This window comes from Streptomyces sp. NPDC045022 (assembly GCF_056432605.1).
In genome coordinates, this window is record NZ_JBWKIR010000004.1 from 460,850 (window position 1) to 485,215 (window position 24,366).

The window sequence follows — 24,366 nt, forward strand, 5'->3', positions numbered from 1 at the left end:
CGGAAACGCCGCGGCGCCCGTCAAGTACCGAGCAGGAGTGGCACATTGATACGTAGCCGGCGCATGCTGGTCGCCGCCGCGGCGGTATTCGCGACAGCGTTGGGGGCGCCAGGGCCGGCCGCCGCCCAGCAGACCGGCGATCCCCGACTGCCCCCATCGCAGACCGGCCTCGACGGACACCTCCCGGCCGACTGGCAGATCACCGGTGAGGACTCCGGGAAACCGCAGCTGATCTGGCACTCGGCCGAACCGGTGCCCCTGACCGACGCCGGCGTCGAGTTCTACGCCGGGGACCGATTCCTCGGCCGACCGGTGGCCGCGAAGGACCGGCGCACGTTCCGGCTCGGCCTCCGTGGTGCGCGGCTGGGCCGGGGGACGGATCTCCAAGCGCGGGCGGGGGGACACCGTCTGGACGAGGCAGGCGTCGCTGCGGGTACGCGGACCCGACGCACCGCACCCGCGGCGAAGCAGCCCGCCGCGTTGCCGGCCAACGCCGTCGACCCCGGCAAAGCGGGCCGGTTCAGGACGGTCACCGGCGAATACACCTTGCCCTCGGTGCGGTTGCCCGGACTGTCCACCCCTGTGGAGATGCGGGCGGTCGTGGTGGCACCGACCGGGGCCTCGGGCCGCCGGCCGCTGGCGCTCTTCCTGCACGGCCGCCACGACACCTGCTACACGGCCGACGGCGACCGCTCGGGCGTATGGCCGTGCCCGGCCGGTTCGAAACCGGTGCCGAGCTACCGGGGTTATCTGCGCGACCAGGAACTGCTGGCCTCCCAGGGGTACGTGACGGTGTCCGTGTCCGCCAACGGCATCAACGCGCAGGACGCTTTGGAGGACGGTGGGGCCCAGGCCCGTTCCTCCCTCGTACGGCTGCACCTCGCCCACTGGGCGGACTGGGCGGCCGACCGGGCCTCGGCACCGGCGATCGTGCGCAGCGCGCCGACAGCCGACCTGTCCCGGGTGCTGCTGGTCGGCCACTCGCGCGGCGGGGAGGGAGTCAACCAGACCGCCACGGACAGCATCACCCCGCCGCCCGCCGAGCAGGACGGCTACCACGGCGTGGTGCGCTGGCGCATCCGCGGCACCGTCCTCGTCGGTCCCACCGCCTTCGGGCAGAACCCGGCCCCCGACGTGCCCTCGACGACCATCCTGCCGGGCTGCGACGGCGACGTCGCCGACCTGGAGGGTGAGACGTACGTGGACGGCACACGCGGAGTCAGCCGGGGTGCGGCCCTGCACAGCGCGGTCTACATGGTCGGCGCCAACCACAACTTCTTCAACAGCGAGTGGACACCGGGGCAGGCGAAGGCTCCGGCCGAGGACGACTTCGCGGACGACGGCCGGACGGACCCCGTGTGCTCGCCGGGCCGCGCCACCCGGTTGACGGCAGTACAGCAACAGGCCGCGGGCGCCACGTACATCGCCGCGGCGGCCCGTCTGTTCGTCGGAGGCGACGATCGCGTACGACCGCTGCTGGACGGCTCGAACCTGCGGGCGCCGTCCGCGGACCCCGCTCGAATACTCACCCACGCCGTCGGCGCGAACCGCGGCGCCGCCTTCCTGCCGGACGCCCCGGTCACCGTGCGCGGCGGACGGCTGTGCTCGGCGGTGGATTCCGACCCGGCGGCCGCCTGCCTGACCTCTGACGGGACCGGGACTTCGCCGCACTTCGCGGAATGGGAGCCGGGGCCTGAACCGGGCCGTCACGCGGTGGCCCTGAGCTGGTCGGCGCCGGGTTCCGCGGTACGGGTGCGTTCCGCGAAGCCGGTCTCCCTCTCCGGCGCGAAGGCGCTGGCTCTGCGGATGATCGTGCCGCCGGGCACCACCGGGACCCAGCTGGACGTGTCGGTCACCGACGCTTCGGGTCGCCGGGCTTCCCTGGGCCGGATCCGTCCCGTCGGGCTGCCGGGGAGCGACCGGACCGCGTCGTACTGGGCACAGGAGATCCGCGTGCCGCTGACCGCCGCAACCCGGGCCGGGCTGGATCTGAGGAGGGTCGAAAGCCTGGAACTGACCCCGCACAACCGTTCCGGACGGGCCTGGCTGATGGACGCCTGGGGCTGGCGCCCCGGCACACCGGCCGTCCGTCCGGCCGCACTCCCCCGTGTCGACATCGGCCGGCTGAAGGTCGATGAAGGGGACTCCGGAACCCGGACCTACCAGGTCCCCGTGCGGGTCTCCGGCCAGGGCAGCGGTCAGGTCCGGCTGTTCGTCGAGGACGACGTCGCCGGACAGGCCACGGCGCGGGTGGTGACGGTGCGGCCGGGCAGCCACGTCATCGACCTGCCGGTGGAGGTGAAGGGCAACACCCGCTACTCGTACGAGGTTTCCCACGACGTCTCGGTGAAAGCGGTGCACCACGCGGTGGTGGGCTCCTACCACGGCGGTGTGACCGTGCAGAACGACGACCCGATGCCCGAGGTGAGCGTGACACCGGTCGCGGACCGTGTCACCGAGGGGCGGAGCCTGACCTGGCGGGTGTCCCTGTCCGAGGCCGCCGACACGGAGATGTTCGTCCCCTTCAGCGTCCTGCCGGCGGACGGCGGCGCGGAGCTGTCCAGCACGGATGTGGATCCGCAGTGGCTGATGGAGAACTACGGTGAGTCGCCGCTCCCGGAGCGCCCTCTGTCCAAGGTGGCGGGATTTTCGCTGCTGTCCACCGTCCCCGCTGGTCAGCTCAGCGCTGACGTGGCCATACCCACCGTCACGGACGAGGTGACCGAACCGGAGGAGGCGGTGCGGATCCAGCTGTTCGGCTTCGAGGAGCCGCCGGTCGGCCCGATCCTCACCGGCAGGGTCGAGGACGGCTCCTGAGGGACACCGCCGAGGTGACCGAAGCGGTGGCGGCGCTTGGGTCACCCGTGGCCGGTTGTCGGGCTGACCTGCCGCGGGTCGTGACGGCCGGCTGGTCGGCCGTCGACTTGTCGCCCGGTCTTCCCTCTGGTTCCCCGCGCCGGCTGGCACGGATCCGGCACACGCCGGCGCCCCCTCAAGGTCGTGTCGCCACCTCGTTCATCGGGGCGGGCGGAGTACCTCGTCGGCGCTGCGCGGCTCCGTACGTGGCTGCTGGTTGAGCTTGTGGCGCGCGATGGAGGAGTGCCTGTAGACCTCTTGGCGGGCCCGCATGATGTCGCCCAGCGGGGCGTGCTCGGCGGTGACCCGCCAGGGGGTGAAGGACAGTGCGTCCATCTTCTCCAGATTTTCCGGGCTGGAGATGTCCTGCTGCGGCAGTCGCAGCTTGGCCACGGTGACGGACGGCGAGAGCTGTTCGGGCCACTCCACGGTGGTGTCCTCCTCCGGCATCCGCTCCAGGTCGGTGCAGAGCTGCACCTGGATGTCGAAGGCGTAGGGCCGCTCCTGCAACTCGGCTTGCAGGGCCGGTCGGAAGACCTCCGCCGCCGAGGCCGGGTCGATGGTGCGCCGGACTGTCATTCGACGTCGACTCCGTAGGCGCGGGCGAGGCTGTCGAGGCCGTCTGCCCATCCCTGACCGCGGGCCTGTAGCTTCCATGCGGGTAGGCCGTCGACGGTGTACCGATACAACTCGGCGACGACCATGGCCGGGTTTACGGAGGGCTGAAAAGCCCATGGACCCGGCCTATGAGGCGCGCTCGGCCGACCCTCGGCAACGGGAAAGGGGCAGATACATCATTCCGGTACATGGACTATGCTTGGTACATGCCCATGAAGCGCACGAACGTCTACGCGGACCCCGAGGACCTGGTGATCATCAAGGAGGCCGCCAAGCGCCGAGGTATAAGCGAGGCCGAGATCATCCGCCAGGGCATCCACCTTGCAGCCATGGCGAACCGGGTCTGGGACGAGCCGCTGTTCTCGCGCACGTTTGAAGGGCAGGGGCGCACGCTGTCCAAGTCGGAGGTCCGCGACACGGTCGCCGAGGCCGCCCGGCGTGAGACCGGCTCGGGCTCCGGATCCGCCGCGTGATCATTGTCCTCGCCGATACGTCCGGCCTTCTGGCGGCCCTGGACTCGGCTCATCCGGAACACCAGGCGGCGAACGAGGCCATCATGGCGGCCGGCCTGCTGGTCATGTCCCCGCTCCTGCTGGCCGAACTGGATCACGTGGCGACGCGTGAACTCGGCAGGGAGGCTGCCGTCAGCGCGGTCGACGACCTGCGGCGCTGGATGAGCCGGGGTCGTGTCGTCCTGCCGGAGATCACGGAGGACCACCTGGGCGCCGCCCAGTCCGTCCGTGTCCGCTACCGCACGCTGGACCTCGACCTCGCCGACGCGGTGAACGTGGCACTTGCCGCCGATTACGACACGGACGCGATTCTCACCCTCGACCGACGAGACTTCCGGGCCGTACGCCCGTTGGGCCGTTACAAGGCGTTCAGGGTGCTTCCCGACGACCTCCCGCTCTGACGCAGGGCCCTCGGCCGCCAAGTGCCTGGCCTGGCCGTGGCCACCGCCAAGGACGGGGCTGGCCGGAGATCTCGGACCACACATAATCCACGTCCTCGCGCATGCCTTCGTCGACCAGTGCGGCGACCTCGTCCCACGTCGGGACGAATTTCCTCAGCGCCTTGGGCGGGCGTGGGGCAACGAGTTCGGTGCCCAGCCCCAGGTTCTGGGCTTCCCGCTGCGCGGTGTTCCACAGCACCGACAGCTGCTGCCGGAGCCGCTGGCTTCCGGTGAACAGCACGGCTGAGGTCGCCGGTACGGGATAGTCGGCGCCTTCCCAGCTGGGGTCCTCCCCGGAGAATGCGTATCCACGGCGCCGACGGCCGCCATGCGCCGGTGTACTTCATTCGCGTCGAGGCCTGTCGTGGCTGCCACCACCGGTACGTCCCAGGGGTGGACGGCGGGTCGCCAGTGGTGCTTGTCCTCTTGGAGGTACAGAAGCTTCAGCTCGGCGTCCGTGCAGACGTGGTCGCGGTGATACTCCGGGACGGCGCGCAGCGGTTCGCCGACGAACGGCGCGTACCGGGTGCACGCCTCGGCCAGCTTGCCCAGTGGCTCATGGAAACTCGCGGAGGCCCGGGCGATGCCGGAGAGATCCTCGGGCGGGTGCGGGTAGTAGATATCGTTGGCGGCCCGTCGCTTGGGTGGCAGGGCGCGCCCCCAGATGCTGATGGAGAGGCCGTCCAGCCGATCCGGCTTGCTGCCCAGGAGCCCTTTCATCACGTACCAGTCGATGAATTCCGGTTTCCATTCCAGGTCGCCGTCACCGACGACGGCCGGCCCGCCAGCCGTTGATGGGCGATGCGCAGGCCTCGCGTCGCGCGGAGCACCTCCGCCACGGTGGTGTCCTGTTCGTGGGCCACCAGAACCGCGGTACGCCAGTCGCCCTCGACCTTCGCAGCGATGTCCGACCAGCCCGGCTGTGGAACGGGGTGGCCGGAGAGGACAGCGGAACCGCTTCGTTCCGGGTGCGGTACTCGGGGCCGAGGACGGCCAGCCGCCAGGGCCGGACCGTCTCGGAGAGCTTTTCCTCCTCGCGCCTCCCGCGTCGGTCGTCCAAGGAGGCGTCCAGCTTGAACCAGCCAACCTCGTCGAGGTTCGCCTGCCGACCGAGGCTGTCCGACGCGAGCAACTGAGTTCGGGCTCGCCCTCGTACGGCAGCCGCTGGTCTTCCGCGGGGGTCCCGACGGCGAGGCCCGTGGCGACCGTGCGCAGCGCTGTGGAGAGTGCTTCCGCCCGGCCGCCGAGCGGCTCGCTCGCCATCGGCTGTGCCACGTCGAGGAGGCGGGCCACGAAGCCGTCGGCCAGTACCGCGGGCACGGCCTCCTCGTCGGTCGAGAAGCGTTCCTCGATCCAGCGGTGGACCAGCCACAGCGTGACGGCGTGGCGGTCGTCCGCAGGGTCCGCCAGCCATGGGTACCAGTCCGTGAGCTTCTCGGTGATCTGGGGGTAGTGCTCGGTGATCTGCTCGTAGTGCCGTCGCCGGTCGTCGGCCTCGGCACGGCGCCGCACGAGGTGTGGACGGAACTCGGCGGCCTGGCTCAATCGCTCGGCCCAGGCCGTCTCGTGCAGCAGGACGCCTGTCCCGATGGACCGCGCGCCCCAACGAGGAGACCACCGGCAGTCAATGGTGCGGTTGTGGTGCGCATCGCCCACTGGTCTGGACAACAAACAACCCCCGGGTCTCCGACCTGGGGGTTTCGCATGGAGCGGGTGACGAGAATCGAACTCGCGCTCTCAGCTTGGGAAGCTGAGGTCATCAGGGCTCGCTGCGGGGCTGACCTGCTGCGGAAGGGCGCCGCCGACTGGCGGCACGTCCGTTGCTTCCCCAGTGTTCCCCGTGGTTCCCCGCACGATCTGGCACGCCTGTGGCATGACCGCTTCCTTGTGGGCGGGCACCCCTGGGTACCAGGCGCTTAGAAGATGCGGGCATGCCCTGGTGGTGCGGGCCGATGGCACCCGGCGCCAACCATGCCGGGCTGCCCAGTGCCGCTGCTGTCCGCCGTCGTTGCCGTCAGCGTTGCCGTCACTGCCGTCGGCCCACCAGTCGATCGTTCGGGGGGCGCCTTCCCAGGCGCACGGATGGAGGATCGGAGAGTAGTGGAGACGGATGATCAACCGCCGGGAGGGGCGTCGCAATCGGCCTTGAGGTTGTTGTCGGGCAACATGCCGCTTCGGAGTACGGCTCCCTCATAAGACCGAGGCCCGCGGTAGGGGTGGAGGTCAGGGCGTGAGTATCCCTGTCCCCAGGTGAATCTCTCCGCCATAGTGAGGTCGACCTCCGGCACAGTGAGAGTGCTGAGGATCTCGGTGCCCAGCGGCTGAGGCCATTCGGCACGCAGCACCGTAAGCCTCGGGTTTTGCGTGTCGGGGGTGAACAGCATAGATGCAGTCACTTGGCAGCCAGCCCCGACCGGGCCGGTATCGGTGTTGATGATGCCGGTGAGATACCAGTGGACCTTTGCTGCGTACCACTCTTGATCGCCGATGTGGAATTTTTGTGGGGCTTCGACGTAACCGACCACCGTTTCTTGCGTCGCCCAGCCGTAAGCGGGGACTGCCCACCATTCACCTGACGGCATGAGCGCGGTGCACGTGAAGCGGCCGTCTGTCGGGAGGTATCCGCCTGCCTGGAGTGCTGCTTCAGCCTGCTTCGAGGTTTCCGGGGTGGCGAGGAGTTCTGCCACGCGATCCTCGTTGGTTTCCGTGGGCTTCGCGAATTCGGAAACTGCCTGGTCGAGATTGGTCCAGTGGACGAACCTGTCTTCTATCCCGTGGAGGTCGCCCTTCATGGAGGCCGGGTAGTCGGTGCCGTCACCGAAGTCCTTGGTGTTGGCGCTGGCGAAGTAGACAGTCTCCGATGGGTTTTGCCGGGCGTACTGAACGGCAGAGAGCCAGATCACGGCGTCTCGGGAACCGGTTTTTTCACCCTTTGAAGTTTTGCAAGGAGGCAGAGAGTTCGCCTCACGGAAGAGCGCCTGGCGCATGACGTCTTCACTCACGGGGATCGTTTCAAAGATGTCGCCCCACTTCCCTCGCCAGTAGTCCCGGACGTCGTCCGGATCGCATGGCGGTAGTTCAACTGTGTAACCTCCTGGAGTGACCTGCTGCAGGGACTTAAGGGCTTGCGCTGCAGCGTCGTACTTTTCCAAGTATTTGATCGCCTGCTGCGCGGCTAGTTCCTCCATCACCATCCAAGGCACTCCGACGCGCTGAGTGCCGGTTGCGCGGAGGGCGAGCAGGAGATCAGCGCTACTGCTGTCCGGCGCGAAGGTTCGGAGGATGCTTGTATCGAGAATGATCAACGGCCGGCTCCCGTCGCGCTACTGAAGTGATGTCCAAGGATTCCAGGCGGCTACGGTGTGAGCACCCGATTTGAAAGAGAGCTGCCCGTGGCAGCGTTTGACGCGGAACCCCGGCGGCTCGGGTTGCGCGACACCTGCCGTACGGACGCTGTGGCGGCGTAGCCGCCGGCGCCCCTGATCGTCACTCCGGGCTACCTCGGATAACGGAGCACGGCGCGGCTTACCGTGGGCGACTATCAGCACGGTGCTGGGCGTTGTCGCCGCCATCGTCGGGCTGTTCTTCAACGGCATCGCCACGTACTCAACGCTGCCGTCACTGCCGTGGGCCGCAGCGTGTGCGAGCACCGCTTTAGGAGTTCGGTCCGCGGCGTGCCCCGTGCCCCATGGCCAACAGGATGGGCTCCATCGCTGAATGTGCCTGGCCGCTGCCGTCCGCTGCCGTTGATGTCAGATGTGGATGTCAGCTAGCCCCGCTACCAACCTCCGCCGAACAGGGGCTGCAAGGTGGACGCTACCCCTGACGTCACCGCGAGGATGCCACCAAGGCTTGCCAGCGTGGTGGTCGCGTTCTGGAACAGCTCTTGCCTGAGCCGCGCCCATCGAGCACTCCGGAAGAGCATCTTGAGCTTCTGCCACTTGTGCTGGCGGAGGTGGCAACCCATGAGGACTCCGTGACTGTTGTTGCGGCATGTGCCGCCACGTCCCTCGGCTCCGCACCAGACAGGCATGTTGAAGAAGAAGTAGAAGGCGCTGGCCCCAGACAGGACCAGGAGCACGACCGGCCCGAAGTCGAAGGTCAACCAGCCCGCGACCAGCACCGCGAAGACAACCCAACCCCAGTACTTCCCGAATCCCCTCATGCGCGTTCATGATTCGGTGCCACTAGCACTGAAGGGGCGGCGCAGCGGGGGCGCACGGCAGCAAGCTAGTGCGTCGAGTGAACACCGCCACGCGGATGGCCTCGGTAGCCGGTCTACTGATCACGGGCCTCGCCCACCAGCGAGGCTGACGACGCCCACGGCTCTGACCAGTTCAGACGCCGTGGGCTTCTGTCGTTGTCGGTTAGCGTCGGCTGACGTCGAACGGCCCCAGGACGGCCCGCAGCCCGGGTTTACAGAGGCCCGCCCTTGCCCAACGAGTGGCCCAGCGTCCTGATCACGCGGCCCAGCCGCTCGTTGGCCTCGTCAGGTAGAGCCGGTATGGGCGCGCCGGCAGCAAGGTGCCCGCCCACCAGCCACAGCACCTCGTACAGGTCTTCGGCGCTGGCACGGTCCAGGCGGAGAACAACGTCATCGGTCATGGCGGCAAGCTATCCAAGCGGCCATGCATGTTGACCAGGCGCTTCGAAGATGCGGGCAAGCGCTGGTGGGCTAGGTCGGCGGTTCAACGCCAATGCCGTGTTGGGCCGTCGAGTACCGCTGGCATCCGCCGTCGTTGCCGTCAGCGCTGCCGTCACTGCCGTCGGACGTGTGTACACATGCGTGTCACCCCAACAGTGACACCACAACGGCCATCCGGACGGTGCGGCGCCCTACCGGCCGCGCTTCATTCATCGACAACTGATCATCGCGGCCGTGACCTGCGGCTGCATACTCGATCAGCGCTCGTCGACGTTGGTCATTATTGAGCTGCACCCTTCCCCCAGACGGCCCGGGAGGGTCTTATGCTCGGTGGGCTTACCCACTCATTTCCCCCAAGAAATCATCAACATTTACGTGAAGTTCGAGCTGCGTAGCGTTAGGCAGGCTCGACTTACTGAAAAACCGCTCACCTAGAAGCGAACTGTTCGCCACGATAGCGCGCATCGAGCGTACCCCATGATTGAATTTGGGGACACCCAAGAAAGCGTTCAAAACATCCTTGTCGATAGCCTCTTCCCCGCTTCGGCCTTCCCGCAGCAAGATACTGTCCTTTTCCAGGATGGACCTGAGCAATATGGCCCTTCTAATAACCCAAAGAGGATCACTGTCGCGCTTATCGATCCCCTGCAGCTCCATAGTTCCGCGAACCCTGCTCAAAAAATCAGGCCCCTTAGCCGCTTTGAAATCCTTCTTGGCCTGGGAATCTACATCGCCTTCTTCTGATGGCTGGAATTCTTCCAAGCTCGACGCGACCCCGCCAGCGAAAACGAAGACCGACCGACCTATCGGATGGACCGATTTACCTTCTTGGAAGGTGCCATCTTGCATTGGTGATAGGAAGTACCTGAGCCAGCCCAGGGGGCGCTCGAAATGGCTGTCAAATTCATCCCAAAGAACGACCGGGACCTTTCCTTGCAATCTGACATCGCGCAGTAGATGAAATGAATCGATCAGTTCCGAAGGGTTTCTGAATTGCGATAGGTTGAATTCCTCAAACGTGAATTCCTTATCTTGAGCCTTAATCGAGCCGATAACCTGCCTTACCGCCGTTGACTTGCCAGAGCCAGGCTGGCCAAACATTGCGATGGACAGAGGGACTGGCACTCTCGCATCTTTCCTGTGCCAATGGCGACGTATGCGCGTACCTGTCCTTTCTGCGTATTCCTTGACCAAAGATCTCACTGATTGGAAACTCTCGATTTCTCGCCTATCCACCGTTATCACGTCCCCGTATTTCAGGTACGGAATGCTTGTGTCTGCCAGGGCTTTCTCTGCTCCATAGTAAATTATTTTCCTTGCAGTCTCTTCCAAGTCGAGCCCGCTGACGAACATCTGCAGCGAGTCGATATCGCGACTCGCGGCTTGCGCCTCCGCGATATTCTTATCGTTGACTAGTTCGCTTTCCTCGATCTCCAGCGCAGTCTTTATTGCTGAGGTTGGGAAATCTGGCATGGCAGACTCCACCTGGCCGGCGGCGACCTCTTCTATCACGGGGCCGAATCCATTTCGATAGACCTCCTGCATGGCTTTAAGGCCCCGCCGCACTGCACGCCTTATGATAAGTTCAGCATTTACTGGTGAGTCCCCAAGCGACGCCGCACCGTTCTTCAGGACCTCTAGAGCAATAGCGGTACAAAGTGTGGAGGTGTATCCCCACATTCGTCCGTTAAGCCAGAAGTCTGGTGCCCCTTCTACCTTCACGGGATTGTAGAAAATGGAACAGTGGCCACCGGCCTGCTTATCTCGGTCGAACAAGAATACGCCCGCAGGGCCAAAGGATACGACCACGAAACGGTACTGGTTGAGCCGCTCATTTGACTCGAATATTTTGAAGCAATCGCTCGCAGCTCGCTCCCACGCCGTGCCCCTCGTTATTTTCAGGCCGGATACGCGCCGAAGATCGTCTGCCGTTGTAACAAGTATGACCTTGTGGCGCAGCTCGTGGAGTACGTCTCGTAGGTGGTCCTTCCGGCCGAGCATCCCGTCGCCGCCAATTTTGAGGATCAACCACGGAAGATTCTCCATGTTGTCCTTGATTGCCTTCGGCAACTCGTGATCTACGTAAAACTTAAGTCCTGCGTCCGCGATCACCACTAGGTCCGCGCTGTCTGGCTCGCCTTTCCCGTAACACTTCGTGTGCTCTTTGGTGTCATGTTCCCTGCACAGCCTCCTGCGGCTTATTCCTTGATCGTCGGAAATACGCCAACGGAAGTTTGCTAGGTTGCTAAAATCCTCAACCTTCTCGGTTTCAGGGAATGGTGCCAATGTGGCGTGGTAATGGCTTATCTTTGTGTCGAACCAGTCGATGTGGCCCCAGGAAGAAGTGGGGGACCAAACGGAGACGTTATCGTCCGAAACTTCATCTATAAGCGTCGTGAGGAGACGGGTGCCACCCGGAATTTCGCGCTGTCGGACTTCCCCCTGCCGATCCTGCCATTTCGGGCCTGTCGTGCGGCGGGGCTCGCCTTCATCTTGTTGTGCGACAACCCAGTCAGCGAGTGCGTCGCCATGAACCACGACTATTTGACGAGGAGTGGAAGCGCTCATAATTTGCCTGCACTCAGTGCTAGTTCAACTTCTTGACTGATTCGGTTAGTTCAGCTCTCGCCCTCCTGACTTCCATCATGGCGCAGCACGTGAAGGGTCGCAAAGTGGCAAGGGGGGCGCCAAGTCGTTGACTGGGCAACAGATTAGGATTGGATGACAACGAGTCCTCCGGAGTGCCATACGAGGTCGGAGGAGCGGCTTTGGGCTGGAGCTGCTTTGGGGCGAGTGATCATGGCCCCGTAAGCTTGCGGCGCGTCGGGCAGTCTGTGGACCTGCCCGGTAAAGCACGACGTTGGGGCCATGATCTTAGAGGCTCGCCCCAAAGTGGCTGCCTAAAGCCGTGGAGCCGACCGCCCCAGCCATAGAGGGTTTCTCCCTACGACGTGCCCGCAGCCGCCGAGCGCGCCGCCGAGCGCGGCCAGCCGGGGCGAAGACAGGAGGCAGGCCGCGCCGCAGAGGCGGCGCGCGCCCGCGCCGTGCGCGGGCCTTGAACCCGTAAAGAAGGTTGTTACTCAGCTCGGTTGGCCATGCGCCACAAGGGTGCCTCGTACTGCTCCGGACGGTTGCTGATCAGCAGTTCACGCAGGTTCTCGCGCTGGGTACCGCTGTAGTTGAGGGCTTCGGTGATGCGGCGGAACGTCGTGTGGGTCACTCCGCGGCCAGTGGCTTCCGCCTCGAACACTCCTAGTTGGGCCAGGACGGTGTCCGGGTTCAGGTCCGTCGGCGGCTGGTCCTTCAGCCATGTGGCCTTATTGCGTTCGTAGTCGATTTCCGAGAAGCCGCAGACATCGCGGCTGTGGGCCTCGACCTCGTCGAGTGTCTCGGTCGTCATGATGGCGCGGGCGAGCTGGTTGCGGCTGACGGCGTCGTCCAGGTCGACTTCGTGGACTGTCGGGCTCTCGTCCGTGAGGTGGACGGGCAGGCCGGCGTCTCGTATCTCGCAGGTTCCGCGGACGCCTCGGGCGGTGGCTGCGAGCATCCCGGTTGCCTCGGAAGGGTGCCAGTCCAGGACCGTGCCGAGTCTGTCCACATCTGCCGCGGTGAAGGTGTGGACGAGGGGGCCGAGCAGGTCGCGGAAGTCGTCCGGGGGAAGCTCGCCGTCCAGACCGGGGCCGGCGACCAGGAGTCGGACGGGGGCGTTGACCTGGCAGCACGCCGCGAGGGTGAGCGCGTCGGCCAGGGGGCTTTTCAGCGTGGGCTCGTCGCCCCGGGCCAGGATGTCGCCGCCCACGTCCAGGAGATCGATCGACGTGGGGGACAAGTGGCTGATGAGTTCTTCGAGTTGGCGGGTGACGCCTTCCACGCCGTGGTGTGGGTCGAGCAGAGCGAAGGTGTGCGGGAGCTCTGCCGCGAGCCTGGGGAGGGTCGAGCCTGCCGGAGCGACGGGGCGGGTCCCCGCCGATACCTGCCGCACAGCGGGAGTCATCGGAAGTAGGCCGGTGAAGTTGTCCGCTCCCCGAGGCCCCGGTACCGGGTCGATCAACAGGCGGTCCCACGCGTACGTGAGGATCACCGCCCGGTCCTCTTCGCCGTAGAGACCCGCGTCAAGCATCGCGGCGGCGACCGTGTCGCCTCCGCCTCCCGCTGCGACGATCAACCGCGTCATGCGTTCAGCCTACGGGTTCCGGGGTTGACCACTCACCCTATAGTGGCCAGAGGCTATAGCCACTTGTCGACCCAGGAGGGGACATGCCGCAGATCGAGGAGACTCAGCCGAAGTATCTCCAGATCGCTCATTACATCCGTGACCAGATCCTGCGTGGTGATCTGCGGCCGGGGGACGAGGTTCCTTCGGAGCGGCAGTTGGCGGCCGACTGGTCCGTTTCCCGGCCGACGGCCGCCCGGTCCCTGGAGGCGCTGAGTCATCAGGGCCTGGTCGAGAAGCGTCAGGGTTCGGGTACCTACGTGCGCAGCCTCGAAGTGAACCGGCGTGCAAGGGAGTTGTACGGGCGGGCTCGGCAGACCGGCAAGATCTACACCGCCGGTGAGTACGCGGTGATCACGTCGGCCGGCTGGCTGGATGCGCCGGACCATGTGGCCGAAGCGCTGGGGTTGGCCAAGGACCGCCGGGCCGTCCACCGGCGTCGCGTCACGAACAACCAGGACGGGCCGATCAACCTGTCCACCTCGTGGTTCGCGCCGGATGTCGGCCAGCGGGCGCCCAAGCTCCTGGATGCCGAGCGCATCCAGGAGGGGACTCTGATGTACGTCGAGAACATGACCGGTCGACAGGGGAGTTACGCCGAGGACCGCATGTGTGCGCGGCAGGCCACGGATGAGGAAGCGGAGGAACTCCGCCTCGCCCCGGCGTCGGCGGTGCTGATCGTCCACCACGTCGTCTATGACCTCCAGGACCGGCCGCTCGAGTTCGCCGAAGCCACCTATCCGCCGCACCGCTGGGCCTTCGAGCAGGGTTACCCGCTGACCTGAAGTGAGCGGTGGTTCTGCTGAACCGCTTGCACGCTCAGAGTGGCTAATGCCACTATCCACAAAGTGGCTAAGGCCACTTGAGGAGAGGGGGCATGGCGTGATGAGTCAGCGGCCGGACGAGGGGGCGCTCAGCAACTGCCGAGGGTGCCGGGGGCGCGGATGGAAGCGCGTCGGCTCCCGTACGGCTCTGGCGCTCTCGGCGGCCAACGACCGCACCCGTGCCACATCGAAGCGGCGCTGCCTCGACTGCGACGGCAGCGGCAAGGAGTGAGCGCGATGACCTACACGATCGACCGCTATCCCTGCGAGGACTCGCCGCGATTGGGAGCAATGAGCTTGCACCCGACTGCGGAGTCTGTACCGCGGGCCCGGCGCTGGTTCCGGAAGTTCATCGCCCCCTATAACCCGGCCTGTTCGGTCGACGACTGCACGCTGATGATTTCGGAACTGGTCACCACCGCGATCCTCTACGGGCGGTCGGACGAGGGATGGGTCGTACGCGTGGAGTGGTTCCGGGAGGGAACCTCACTCCGTGTGGAGGTGCACAACCCCGGATTCCCGGCGAGCGTGCGTCTTCGTCGGCCGGACGCCAATGACGCGCACGGGCGCGGGCTGCTCCTCGTCGACTCCATCGCCGAGTCGTGGCACTCCGGGCCCAGTCGCTTCGGTGGAACGGTGGTCTCCTTCGTGGTGGCCGATGCCTGGCCTTCCTGAGGGAGGGGTGCCCTGCTTCTACTGCCACAGTAGGAATGTCGCTAGTCTGGTTGACCGGTTGACTTGGCCAATCTTGACAGGCGGCGGCGTTCATGGCGTATGAAGTGGAGGCACCCAAGTACGTGCGCCTCGCGCAGACGATCCAACGTCGCATCGAGGACGGGACGTACGCGCCTGGCACGCGGGTCCCCAGCGAGAACCAGCTCGTGCAGTCGTTCGGGATGTCCCGCCCCACGGTCGTGCGGGCCTTGGAGTTGCTGAAGCGGGACGGCTGGCTGGAGTCTCGGCAGGGCTACGGGACGATCGTGCGCGGGCGTCCCGCGGTCGTCGAAGAGAAGGATCGGCGCGGGCTCGAAGCTCTGGCGCGCGATGAGTCGCGGACCCCTGGGCGCCTGGTCGACGTCGGTCAAGTGGCCGTGCCGGCGCGCGTGGCCTCGGCTCTGGGGCTGCCCAAGGGGGCCAAGGTGCTCAGGCGCCGGTTCGTGGTGGAAGAGGACGGCGAACCGGTCGAGCTGACCTCGTCGTACTTCCCTGCCGACCTTGTCGACGGAACCGACCTGGCTGACGAGGGCGCGCTGACGTCCGGCGTGCGCGAGCACTTGGAGGCGCGCAAGAAGGTCCGCTTCGACCACGTGACGGAGCGGGTGTCCGCGCGTTTGGCCGATGCCGCTGAAGCCGAGTTGCTTGGGGGGCTGCCTGATGATGTCCCTGTCCTGAGCGTCCTCGTGATCGCCTGCGACGCCTCCGGGCGGGCGCTGCAAGTCTCTGACGTGCTTCTTCCTGCCGACCGGCAGGAACTGGAAGACACCTACCGCCTGAACTGAGCCGCCTGACGGCGCCTCAAACACTTGCGAATCAAGCTTGACAAGTCAACCTGGCATCCTTAGGTCGAACTTGCTAAGTCAACTTGTCAGGTGACGAGTTGATCGACTCAGAAGGAGAAACCTCTGTGCGTGTGATCCGCGTTGACGCCTCGACCGCCACGATCCTGCTCACCGAAGCGCCGGCGCCGAAGGTGCGCGACCGGCAGACCGGCGAGATCGCCAAGGACGCCGTGAGCGGTGAGGCGCTGATGACCATCGGCGTCGTCTACATCGACGAAGGAGAGTCGTCGCTGATCCAGGTCACCATCCCCGAGAGCGGTGTGACGGACGGCCTGGCCGTCGGTGCCCCGGTCTCCCTCCCCGGCCTCGTCGCCCGGCCCTGGCAGAGCGTGTTCAACGGGCGGGAGCGGCACGGCATCGCCTACCGTGCCACGGCCGTCATGCCCGGCGCGTTCCAGATGGCTCAGGCGGGCTGATCGACGTGACCGACCTGGTGACGATGGCCGAGCTGGGCGGACCGCTCGCCGTGATAGGCGGCGCGGCCTACGCCCGGCACGCCCACCCGGCGGCGTACTGGTCCACGGTCGGGCTGCCGCTCTCGGCGGCCCGGCTGCTGGCCTCGTACGCCTCACGCGGCGAGTGATCGCTGAGCACAGCAAAAAGGCCCGGGTCGATGACCTGGGCCTTCTTCGTGGAGCGGGTGACGAGAATCGAACTCGCGCTCTCAGCTTGGGAAGCTGATGTTCTACCATTAAACTACACCCGCGTAAGTCGGATTCGGTGGCCCCGAGGGGTCGGTGTTCCGACGCTCGCTCACTGTACATCATCGCGGACCCCTGGTGCTTCGGCTCCGGGGTACTGAGCCCGTTTCAGGGGAGGGATCCGGCTGCGGGCGGGCGGAGTTGGGGATTACGGTGGAGAGGTGGGGGAGGGTCCCGGTGCGGCCGGAGTGCCGCCTGGAGAGTCGTTTCTTTGATCCCGTAATGTGGCTTTTGTCGTCAGGCCAGAGAGCCCGGCGAGGCTCTTGGGGAAGGGACATAAGGGACTTGATGGAACGCACCGTCGTCCGCTGCGCGGACGGGCACGTCTTCAGCACCACTTCGTTCCCGATGCAGCAGGCCGGCCGGCTCGGCCCGGGCCGGCTCGTGAGGTGTCCACGGTGTGCCCGGCTCCGCAGCGCCGTGCCGGTCACGCTGGAGAAGCGGTAGCAGCGGCAGCGGCGGGACACACGGTAAGCGGGCGGTGACTCCCGCGGTAACCCCGGGCGCGCGGAGTCGTCACGATTGTCACGGCTCCGCGCGCCTTGCGTATCCTCGCTACGTGCTTCTCTCAGACAAGGACATCCGGGCCGAGATCGACGCCGGCCGGGTACGGATCGATCCCTACGACGAATCCATGGTGCAGCCGTCGAGCATCGACGTGCGGCTGGACCGGTATTTCCGGGTGTTCGAGAACCACCGGTACCCGCACATCGACCCCTCGGTCGAGCAGGCGGATCTGACGCGGCTCGTGGAGCCCGACGGTGACGAGCCGTTCATTCTTCATCCGGGGGAGTTCGTGCTCGCCTCGACGTATGAAGTGATCACGTTGCCCGACGATCTCGCCTCCCGGCTCGAGGGCAAGAGTTCGCTCGGCCGGCTGGGACTCGTCACGCACTCCACCGCCGGGTTCATCGACCCGGGCTTCAGCGGCCACGTGACCCTGGAGCTGTCCAACCTCGCCACCCTCCCCATCAAGCTGTGGCCGGGGATGAAGATCGGCCAGCTGTGCATGTTCCGGCTGACCTCGCCCACCGAGTTCCCCTACGGCAGCGAGCGCTACGGCTCCCGGTACCAGGGGCAGCGCGGGCCGACCGCCTCACGGTCCTTCGTCAATTTCCATCGGACCCAGGTGTGAGGGCGGCCACGACATGAGTGACGTGCGGGAGAACCTGACGTACGAGGGCTTCGGCCGCTCCGTCCGCGAGCTGGCGCAGACCATCGCGGACGACGGGTACGAGCCGGACATCGTGCTCAGCATCGCCCGCGGCGGGGTGTTCGTCGCGGGCGGGCTCGCCTACGCCCTGGACTGCAAGAACATCCATCTGGTCAACGTCGAGTTCTACACGGGCGTCGGGACGACCCTGGAGATGCCCGTCATGCTGGCGCCCGTCCCCAACGTCATCGACTTCTCCGACAAGAAGGTGCTCATCACCGACGACGTCGCGGACACCGGCAAGACGCTCAAGCTCGTGCGCGACTTCTGCCTCGACACCGTCGCCGAGGTGCGCTCCGCGGTGATCTACGAGAAGTCCCACTCGCTCGTGAAGTGCGAGTACGTCTGGAAGCGCACCGACGAGTGGATCAACTTCCCGTGGAGTGTCGAGCCGCCCGTGGTGAAGCGGGCGGGGCAGGTCCTCGACGCCTAGCCAAAACGCGTACGCCTAGCCAAAACGCGTACGCCTAGCCAAAACGCGTACGCCTAGCCAAAGCGCGTACGCCTAGCCAAAACGCGTACGCCTAGCCAAAGCGCGTACGCCTAGCCCCAGCGCGTACGCCCAGCTCCACAGCGCATACGAAAGGGCCCCCGCGCGGGGGCCCTTTTCTGCTCGGGACGTCTGCCCGAGGGGCTAGAAGGTGCCCAGCTTCACGATCGACAGCAGGGCGATCAGCTGGAGCGCCGACGCGCCCAGCGCCTTCGGCCAGGGCAGGTCGTGGGAGCGGGAGACCATCAGGGTCAGCAGGGCGCCCGCGCCGAGCCAGGTGGCCCAGCCGAGCAGCTGGACGAAGCCGGCGTCGCCGCCGAAGAACATCGCGACGATCAGGCGGGGCGCGTCCGTGAGCGCCGTGATCAGCATGGACAGGCCCACGGTCGGCTGCCAGGCGCCGTCACCACCGAGCTGGCGGGCCAGGGTGTGGGTGACCACGCCCAGGACGAACAGGCCCAGCACCATCACGACCGCCGTCACCAGCACGATCGGGACCGCGTTGGAGAGTGTGGCGTTGATCGCGTCCGCACGGGCGCCGTCGAAGCCGAAGACGGCGAGCAGGCCGTAGAGGAAGGTGACGACGAGGGCGGGGGCCCACATCGTGTAGTCCCGCATGCGCAGGAAGGTCTCGTTCGGGGACAGGACGATCCCCCTCAGCAGGTCCTTCCAGTGCAGCGGCGGGCCCGTCGGGGCCGCGGGTGCGGCGGCCGTGCCGGCCTGGTAGGTCGCGCCCTGGGTGTAGCCGGCGGCCTCGTCGACCGAGAACGCCTGGGTGTGGCCCGGCTGGTTCGCCGCGTACGGGTCCTGCGCGCCGTGCCCTGCCGGGTAGCCGCCGTCACCGAAGTACTCCGGTCCGTCGTCGGCCGGCCCCGGGTGCCCGTACGGCTGCCCCGCCTGTGCGTACGGCGGCTGCGGCGCCGACGGGTAGCCGTACGAGGGGCCCGCGGGCTGCCCGTACGACGGTCCCTGGCGTCCGTACGACGGTCCCCCGGGCCGCCCGTGCCCGTACGGCGGTTGCTGCGGCGCCTGCTGTCCTTGGGGGGTGCGGTTGTCCCGGCCCCCGCGTCCGATCCTGAATCCAGCCACGTCATCGAACGTACCTGGTCCCGGACACCGACGTGCCGGACCCGGGCGTCCGGGTCCGGCTTTGCTGCCGACCTGTGACATCCCCTAAGGGGTCGTCAGGGTAGGCGGCGCGTCAGTTGCCGAGGACCGATCCGTACAGCGGGGCGCCCGCGGTGGAGACGCCGGTGGCCGACGGGCCGAAGGAGAGCGAACCGGCCGTGGTGGGTCCACCGGCCGCGCCGCGCAGCGACCAGACCGCGCCGTCGCCCGCGTTCTCGCCGGGGCCCGCCACGGTCAGCTCGGCGCGGTGGTCGCCGGAGTGGTCGGCGAGCAGCACCCGTGCGCCGAAGCGGTCGCCCTTCTCGGCGGTGCCGGGAACACCCGCGGTGTTCTGGGTGTACGACACCGCGCCCTTGGTGGTCAGCCCGGAGGCGGTGCCGTAGAGGACGGTCACCGATCCGGCGCCGGTGTCCTCGCCGGGGGCGCCGATCGCCAGGTCCCTGAACCCGTCCCCGTTGACGTCGCCCAGGAAGACGCTGCCGCCGAACGCGTCGCCGGTCTCGGCCGCGCCCGGCACTCCCGGGGTGTCCTGGCCGAGGACCAGCGGGGCGCGGGAGGTGTCCTTGCCGCCCGGTCCGCCGTAGACCACGGTGACCTTGCCGCCCTTGGCTCCGGCCGGGTCGGCGGAGACCTCGCCCGGGTTGCCGACCGCGATGTCGGCGTACCCGTCCTTGTCGATGTCGCCGATCGCCGAGACCGTACCGGCGGGCAGGTCCTGCAGCCAGTCGGCGTAGTTGCCGATGGACGGGTCCGTGATCAGATGGGTGACGGCGGCGCCCGTGCGGGGCTGCCGGCCGTGCACCACCAGGCTGGTGGACCAGGCGGGGGAGACGCGGCCGGCGGACAGGGACGTGACGCCGTACGAGGGCGAGTAGGAGTCGGGGAAGCCGGAGCCGGAGCCGCCCTGGAAGGACCCGGTCCTGGTGACCGGGCCGTTGACGAAGGACAGGCCGACCGAGCCGGTGGAACCGATCGCGACGTCCGTGTCACCGTCGCCGTCGAGGTCGCCCACGGCCAGCGCCTGGCCGTAGCGGTCCACCTCGTCGTGCCAGTAGTCGACGACCGTCCGGGCCCCGGACAGTCCGCTCCTGCCGCCCCAGACGACGACCACCGTGCCGTCGTTGGTGTCGCCGTCGACGTCCTCGCCGGGCGCGCCGATCAGGAGGTCGGCGTAACCGTCCTTGTTCAGGTCGGCCGAGGCGACGGCGCTGCCGAAGGCGTCGCCCGCCTCGGCGGCACCGGGAATCCCGGCCGTGTTCTGGGTGATCAGTGTGCGGGTGGCCGTCTTCGGCCCGGTGGAACTGCCGTAGACGACCGAGACGGCGCCCGCCTTGGACTGGCCCCCGACGGTCGCGCCGGGCGCGCCGATCGCGAGGTCGGCGCGGCCGTCGCCGTTGAAGTCGTACGGGGCGGCGGCCGTGGCCGCGTGGGCGGCGGCCACGGTCAGGGCGAGCGGCGCGAGGGCCCCGGCGAGGGCGACGGCGAGGACGCGGGTGCGCATGGAGTTCGCTTGCGGAGGCCGGAATCGTGGGTACGTCACTGGGCGATGGCCCAGGCGAAGTCCCCGATGCCCTTCACGGACACGTCACGGGCGCTGATGAACTTCGCGTAGTCGGCGGTCAGGCCGGAGGCGGTACCGCGCAGGATCGTGACGGCGCCGTAGCCGTTCTCCCCACCCGCGCCCGTGACCAGGTCGGCCTTGCCGTTCTTGTTGATGTCGATCAACCGGACCGACTGCCCGAACTGGTCCGCGGTCTCCGAGCCGCCGGGCACACCCTCCGTGTCCTGGGTCCAGGTCTTCGCCGCCTTGGTGGTCAGGCCCGAGGCGGAGCCGAACAGGATGGTCACCGAACCGGCCGCGGTGGCCTTGCCGAGGTCCTCACCGGGCGCGCCGACCGCGACGTCGGCGTAGCCGTCACCGTTGATGTCACCGGTGCTGATCGACGAGCCGAACATGTCGTCGGTCTCGGCGGTGCCGGGCGCGCCCGCGGTGTCCTGGTGGATCACGGTCGGGGTCTGGGCGGGGTCGGGGCCGTTCGGGCCGCCGTACCAGACGGAGATCTGGCCGCCCTTGTGGCCGGACTTCTTGGACGTGCCGGGGTCCGTGGGGTCGCCGAGGACGACGTCGCCGTAACCGTCGCCGTTGACGTCGCCGATCGAGCCGGGCAGGCCGTCGGCGTTCGGCAGCTCCTTCATGACCTGCTTGGAACCGTCCCAGGTGAAGTAGTCGATCTCCCCGCCCTCGTCGCCGTCCACGAGGAACGGGTAGACGCGCTCGGCGGCGCCGTCGTGGTTGAGGTCGCCCGCGAACACGGTGGTCGTGGTGCCCAGCTCGCCGACGCGGAGGTTGCTCGCCGGGGTGCCGCTGCGGGTGAAGGGACCCCGGTACAGGCGGGTCTGGGTCCGGCCGGTGAGGGTGACGTCGAGCTTGGCGTCGCCGTCGAAGTCGGCGACGGCGATGCCGGTGGCGAAGTTGTCATACTCGGCGAGGGTCGAGGGCTGGGGCAGCAGGGCGCCGCCGGACAGGCCGGACGTGCCGCCCCACAGGATGGTGGCGCTGCCCACGGCGTCCCGGTCGCCGATGCTCTCGCTCGGGGCGCCCACGACGAGGTCGGAGTAGCCGTCGCCGTCCAGGTCGCCGGCGGCCAGGCTCTCGCCGAAGAGGTCCCCCTGCTCGGCGGTGCCGGGGACACCGGTGGAGTTCTGGGTGATCAGGGTGCGACTGGTGGCCGAGACGCCCGAGGACGAGCCGTAGAGCACGACGACCGCGCCGGCCTGCTGCACGGTGCCGACCTGGTGGCTGGCGGCGCTCAGGGCGATGTCCAGGTAGCCGTCGCCGTTGAAGTCGCCGGTCAGATGGGAGGGCGCGGCGGTGGCCGGGGTAACGGGAAGTGCGGTGAGCAGGCCGGTGGTCAGGGTGGTGGCCAGCAGGAGTACGCGCTTGCGCAAGGCGGGGCTCCGGGGTGGGAGAGGCCGGCCCGCACGGCAGCGGGCCCGGCCACGGATGGGAGAGACGAGGTGGGTCAGTCGGCGAAGAGGGCGCCGACCTGGGGCGTGCCCGAGGTGGAGACGCCGAGGGAACCGGCGGACACGAAGCGGGCACCGGACGTGGTGATCTTCGTTCCGCTGGACGGCAGGTAGGTGAGGGCGCCGTCGCCGCCGTCCTCGTTCGCGCCGATCACCAGGTCGGCCTTGCCGTCGCCGGTGACGTCGTCGAGCTTGATGTCGATGCCGAAGAGGTCGTTCTTCTCGTTGCCGCCGGGGACACCGGTGGTGTTCTGGTTGAAGGACTGGGTGCCGGAGGCGGTGTTCACCCCGGATGCCGAGCCGTACAGGACGGTGACCGCGCCGGTGTCGGTGACGCCGTCGATGTCCTCCAGCGGGGCGCTGACCACGAGGTCCTGGTAACCGTCGCCGTTGATGTCGCCGAGGTCGAGGTCCCAGCCGAAGGAGTCGCCCTTCTCCGAGGTGCCGGGGACGCTGCCGGTGTTCTGGTTGATGCCGGTGGTGGCCGCCGGACCGGAGGCGGAGCCGTAGGTGACGTTCACCCGGCCGCCGTTGGAGGAGTCCGGGACGGGGGTGCCGTCCTCGGTGGTGCTGTCCCAGCCGGCGCCGCTGACGATGTCGCCGAAACCGTCGCCGTTGATGTCGCCGATCGCGGTGATGATGCCGGGCTTGAGGGCCTGGGCGGAGGAGCCGCTCAGACCGCTCGCGGTGCCGGGCAGCCAGTAGTTGGTGTTCCAGCCGTACTGGGTGGTGGTCTCGTAGCCGTCGACCACGAGGTCGGTGCGGCCGTCGCCGTTGACGTCACCGGCGGTCAGGCTCATCGGGCCGAACGGGTAGTCGTTGCTGCCGGACAGGATGGGCGGCTTGACGGTGGTGCGGCTGCCCGCGGTGCCCGAGCCGCTGATTCCGCCCTTGTAGAGGTAGAGGGTGGCGGCGGAGCTGCCGACGACCAGGTCCGTCTTGCCGTCGCCGTCGAAGTCGCCGGCGGCGAGGTCCTTGCCCCAGTAGTCGTGGGAGGAGACGGCCGGGTCGACCAGGTGGGCGGACTTGCCGGTCAGGCCGCTCCGGGAGCCCCAGAGGATGACGAGGTCGCCGCCGTTGGTGTCGGTGCCGACCTTCTCGTACGGGGAGCCGACGGCGAGGTCGTCGTAGCCGTCGGCGTTGAAGTCGCCGTAGGCCGTCTCCCGGCCGAAGCCGTCGCCGGCCTCGGCGGTGCCGGGGACGCCCGTGGTGTCCTGGCTGATGACGGTGCGCTTGGCGGCCGAGACGCCGGTGGCCGTGCCGTACAGCACGACGACCTGGCCGGCGTCCGCGTGACCGCTGACGGAGGCGCCGGGCGCCGAGGTGGCGACGTCGCCGATGCCGTCGCCGTTGAAGTCGGCCTTCGCGACCTTGACCGAGTCGGCGGCGGTCGCGGGCGAGGCGACGAAGGTGAGCAGACTGCCCGTCAGCGCGGCCGCGGTGGCCGTCGCGAGGGCAAGTCGGCGGTGCTTGTGCATGCGGGTTCTCCTGCGGCATGCGGGGGATGCGTGGCGGGCATCCACAGTCGATGGGGCGCGGACTTCCCGTGTTCGACGCGGCGTTTCCCGCGGTTCACAGGCGGCCCAGCGATCAAGAGACCTACGTGGGAACGTAAAGGTTGTACGTGAGTTCGGTAATTTCCTGCGGCTGTTGGGGCCGGCGCCGACACGGGGCCGTTGGGGCTGACGGGGCGTGCGGTGGGTGAGGATGGTGCCATGAGCGTAGTGAAGATCAACGTGCTGACCGTTCCCGCCGAGCAGCGGGAGGTGCTGGAGAAGCGGTTCGCTTCGCGGGCCCACGCCGTGGAGAACTCCGACGGCTTCGAGTGGTTCGAGCTGCTGCGGCCCGTCGAGGGCACCGACACGTACCTCGTGTACACGCGCTGGCGTGACGAGGAGTCGTTCCAGGCGTGGATGGAGGGGCCGATGAAGTCCGCGCACCAGGGGGGCGGCGAGGGCGGCGAGCGGCCCCGGCCGGCCGCGTCCGGTTCCACGCTGTGGTCTTTCGAGGTGGTGCAGCAGGCGGGGCCGAAGGGGGCCTAGCCGCAATGCCAGTGACTTAGCTGTCCTGCTCTCGTTGGTTGTGGTGTGGCGAGGGTGGGGCAGGTCAAGTCGCCTGCGGGTGAGCGGTTGTCGGACCG

The 24,366-nt window shown here is 67.6% G+C and carries 23 protein-coding genes, 1 tRNA gene and 2 pseudogenes; 13 read left to right on the forward strand and 13 right to left on the reverse strand.

Annotated features, from left to right (window positions below):
- Window positions 1-45 precede the first annotated feature (45 nt).
- On the forward strand, window positions 46-2,817 hold the full coding sequence (locus AC07C1_RS11000) for a hypothetical protein (RefSeq protein WP_478938382.1): 2,772 nt from the start codon (window positions 46-48) through the stop codon (window positions 2,815-2,817).
- A gap of 198 nt (window positions 2,818-3,015) precedes the next feature.
- Here AC07C1_RS11000 and AC07C1_RS11005 read toward each other — a convergent pair whose 3' ends face one another.
- Together AC07C1_RS11005 and AC07C1_RS11010 are read right to left on the reverse strand one after the other, a co-directional pair.
- Window positions 3,016-3,435 (reverse strand): catalase family protein, encoded by a 420-nt coding sequence (locus AC07C1_RS11005; RefSeq protein WP_478938383.1) that lies wholly within the window; start codon window positions 3,433-3,435, stop codon window positions 3,016-3,018.
- Window positions 3,432-3,647, reverse strand: coding sequence for a TerD family protein (locus tag AC07C1_RS11010; RefSeq protein ID WP_478938425.1), 216 nt, complete (start codon window positions 3,645-3,647; stop codon window positions 3,432-3,434). Before AC07C1_RS11010 ends, AC07C1_RS11005 begins: the two co-directional genes overlap by 4 nt.
- A 33-nt stretch (window positions 3,648-3,680) precedes the next feature.
- On the opposite strand from AC07C1_RS11010, the gene AC07C1_RS11015 reads away from it, so the two are divergent.
- From AC07C1_RS11015 to AC07C1_RS11025, 3 genes are all read left to right on the forward strand, one after another.
- Window positions 3,681-3,947: a ribbon-helix-helix domain-containing protein gene (locus AC07C1_RS11015; RefSeq protein ID WP_478938384.1), complete on the forward strand. Its 267-nt coding sequence runs from the start codon at window positions 3,681-3,683 to the stop codon at window positions 3,945-3,947.
- Window positions 3,944-4,387: a PIN domain-containing protein gene (locus AC07C1_RS11020; RefSeq protein WP_478938385.1), complete on the forward strand. Its 444-nt coding sequence runs from the start codon at window positions 3,944-3,946 to the stop codon at window positions 4,385-4,387. Before AC07C1_RS11015 ends, AC07C1_RS11020 begins: the two co-directional genes overlap by 4 nt.
- Window positions 4,388-4,726: 339 nt before the next feature.
- Window positions 4,727-5,221 (forward strand): hypothetical protein, encoded by a 495-nt coding sequence (locus tag AC07C1_RS11025; protein WP_478938428.1) that lies wholly within the window; start codon window positions 4,727-4,729, stop codon window positions 5,219-5,221.
- Between the two features lie 366 nt (window positions 5,222-5,587).
- On the opposite strand, the pseudogene AC07C1_RS11030 reads toward AC07C1_RS11025, so the two are convergent.
- The 6 genes and pseudogenes from AC07C1_RS11030 to AC07C1_RS11055 form a co-directional block, all read right to left on the reverse strand.
- Window positions 5,588-6,082, reverse strand: a pseudogene (locus AC07C1_RS11030) (hypothetical protein); the annotation flags it as partial.
- 458 nt (window positions 6,083-6,540) lie between these two features.
- A complete protein-coding gene (locus tag AC07C1_RS11035; RefSeq protein ID WP_478938386.1) occupies window positions 6,541-7,731 on the reverse strand; it encodes a PIN domain-containing protein in 1,191 nt (396 codons plus the stop codon).
- Window positions 7,732-8,204: 473 nt separating this feature from the next.
- Entirely contained in the window at window positions 8,205-8,591 is a 387-nt protein-coding gene (locus tag AC07C1_RS11040) for a hypothetical protein (RefSeq protein WP_478938387.1), read from the reverse strand.
- A gap of 251 nt (window positions 8,592-8,842) precedes the next feature.
- Complete coding sequence (locus tag AC07C1_RS11045; protein WP_478938388.1) at window positions 8,843-9,031, reverse strand: hypothetical protein; 189 nt, start codon at window positions 9,029-9,031, stop codon at window positions 8,843-8,845.
- Window positions 9,032-9,407: 376 nt separating this feature from the next.
- Window positions 9,408-11,609 carry an AAA family ATPase gene (locus tag AC07C1_RS11050; protein ID WP_478938389.1) on the reverse strand — a complete coding sequence of 734 codons (2,202 nt, stop codon included), beginning with the start codon at window positions 11,607-11,609 and terminating at the stop codon, window positions 9,408-9,410.
- Between the two features lie 538 nt (window positions 11,610-12,147).
- Window positions 12,148-13,245 carry a DUF1152 domain-containing protein gene (locus AC07C1_RS11055; protein ID WP_478938390.1) on the reverse strand — a complete coding sequence of 366 codons (1,098 nt, stop codon included), beginning with the start codon at window positions 13,243-13,245 and terminating at the stop codon, window positions 12,148-12,150.
- A gap of 83 nt (window positions 13,246-13,328) precedes the next feature.
- Here AC07C1_RS11055 and AC07C1_RS11060 point away from each other — a divergent pair, with 83 nt between their 5' ends.
- The 6 genes and pseudogenes from AC07C1_RS11060 to AC07C1_RS11085 form a co-directional block, all read left to right on the forward strand.
- Window positions 13,329-14,069, forward strand: a complete 741-nt coding sequence (locus AC07C1_RS11060) for a GntR family transcriptional regulator (RefSeq protein ID WP_478938391.1) — start codon at window positions 13,329-13,331, stop codon at window positions 14,067-14,069.
- A gap of 100 nt (window positions 14,070-14,169) precedes the next feature.
- The gene (locus AC07C1_RS11065) at window positions 14,170-14,340 is read left to right on the forward strand and encodes a hypothetical protein (RefSeq protein WP_478938392.1); all 171 of its coding nucleotides are present in this window, start codon (window positions 14,170-14,172) and stop codon (window positions 14,338-14,340) included.
- Between the two features lie 5 nt (window positions 14,341-14,345).
- Window positions 14,346-14,783, forward strand: a complete 438-nt coding sequence (locus AC07C1_RS11070; protein ID WP_478938393.1) for an ATP-binding protein — start codon at window positions 14,346-14,348, stop codon at window positions 14,781-14,783.
- Between the two features lie 92 nt (window positions 14,784-14,875).
- Window positions 14,876-15,607, forward strand: coding sequence for a GntR family transcriptional regulator (locus AC07C1_RS11075; RefSeq protein WP_478938394.1), 732 nt, complete (start codon window positions 14,876-14,878; stop codon window positions 15,605-15,607).
- 125 nt (window positions 15,608-15,732) lie between these two features.
- Window positions 15,733-16,083, forward strand: a complete 351-nt coding sequence (locus tag AC07C1_RS11080) for an SCO3933 family regulatory protein (RefSeq protein WP_393902894.1) — start codon at window positions 15,733-15,735, stop codon at window positions 16,081-16,083.
- Between the two features lie 5 nt (window positions 16,084-16,088).
- A pseudogene (locus tag AC07C1_RS11085) lies at window positions 16,089-16,238 on the forward strand (FtsK/SpoIIIE domain-containing protein); the annotation flags it as partial.
- A 61-nt stretch (window positions 16,239-16,299) separates the two neighbouring features.
- Here AC07C1_RS11085 and AC07C1_RS11090 read toward each other — a convergent pair.
- A tRNA-Gly gene (locus AC07C1_RS11090) sits at window positions 16,300-16,373 on the reverse strand.
- 554 nt (window positions 16,374-16,927) lie between these two features.
- On the opposite strand from AC07C1_RS11090, the gene dcd reads away from it, so the two are divergent.
- Both dcd and AC07C1_RS11100 read left to right on the forward strand, forming a co-directional pair.
- Window positions 16,928-17,503, forward strand: coding sequence for a dCTP deaminase (dcd, locus tag AC07C1_RS11095; RefSeq protein ID WP_478938395.1), 576 nt, complete (start codon window positions 16,928-16,930; stop codon window positions 17,501-17,503).
- Window positions 17,504-17,516: 13 nt separating this feature from the next.
- Window positions 17,517-18,014: a phosphoribosyltransferase gene (locus AC07C1_RS11100; protein ID WP_478938396.1), complete on the forward strand. Its 498-nt coding sequence runs from the start codon at window positions 17,517-17,519 to the stop codon at window positions 18,012-18,014.
- Window positions 18,015-18,215: 201 nt separating this feature from the next.
- Here AC07C1_RS11100 and AC07C1_RS11105 read toward each other — a convergent pair whose 3' ends face one another.
- The 4 genes from AC07C1_RS11105 to AC07C1_RS11120 form a co-directional block, all read right to left on the reverse strand.
- A complete protein-coding gene (locus AC07C1_RS11105; protein WP_478938397.1) occupies window positions 18,216-19,241 on the reverse strand; it encodes a Yip1 family protein in 1,026 nt (341 codons plus the stop codon).
- A gap of 31 nt (window positions 19,242-19,272) precedes the next feature.
- A complete protein-coding gene (locus AC07C1_RS11110) occupies window positions 19,273-20,700 on the reverse strand; it encodes a hypothetical protein (RefSeq protein WP_478938398.1) in 1,428 nt (475 codons plus the stop codon).
- Between the two features lie 35 nt (window positions 20,701-20,735).
- Window positions 20,736-22,148 (reverse strand): FG-GAP-like repeat-containing protein, encoded by a 1,413-nt coding sequence (locus AC07C1_RS11115; protein WP_478938399.1) that lies wholly within the window; start codon window positions 22,146-22,148, stop codon window positions 20,736-20,738.
- 74 nt (window positions 22,149-22,222) lie between these two features.
- Entirely contained in the window at window positions 22,223-23,704 is a 1,482-nt protein-coding gene (locus AC07C1_RS11120; protein ID WP_478938400.1) for an FG-GAP and VCBS repeat-containing protein, read from the reverse strand.
- Between the two features lie 237 nt (window positions 23,705-23,941).
- Here AC07C1_RS11120 and AC07C1_RS11125 point away from each other — a divergent pair, with 237 nt between their 5' ends.
- Complete coding sequence (locus AC07C1_RS11125) at window positions 23,942-24,268, forward strand: antibiotic biosynthesis monooxygenase family protein (RefSeq protein WP_478938401.1); 327 nt, start codon at window positions 23,942-23,944, stop codon at window positions 24,266-24,268.
- The last annotated feature ends 98 nt before the right edge of the window (window positions 24,269-24,366 follow it).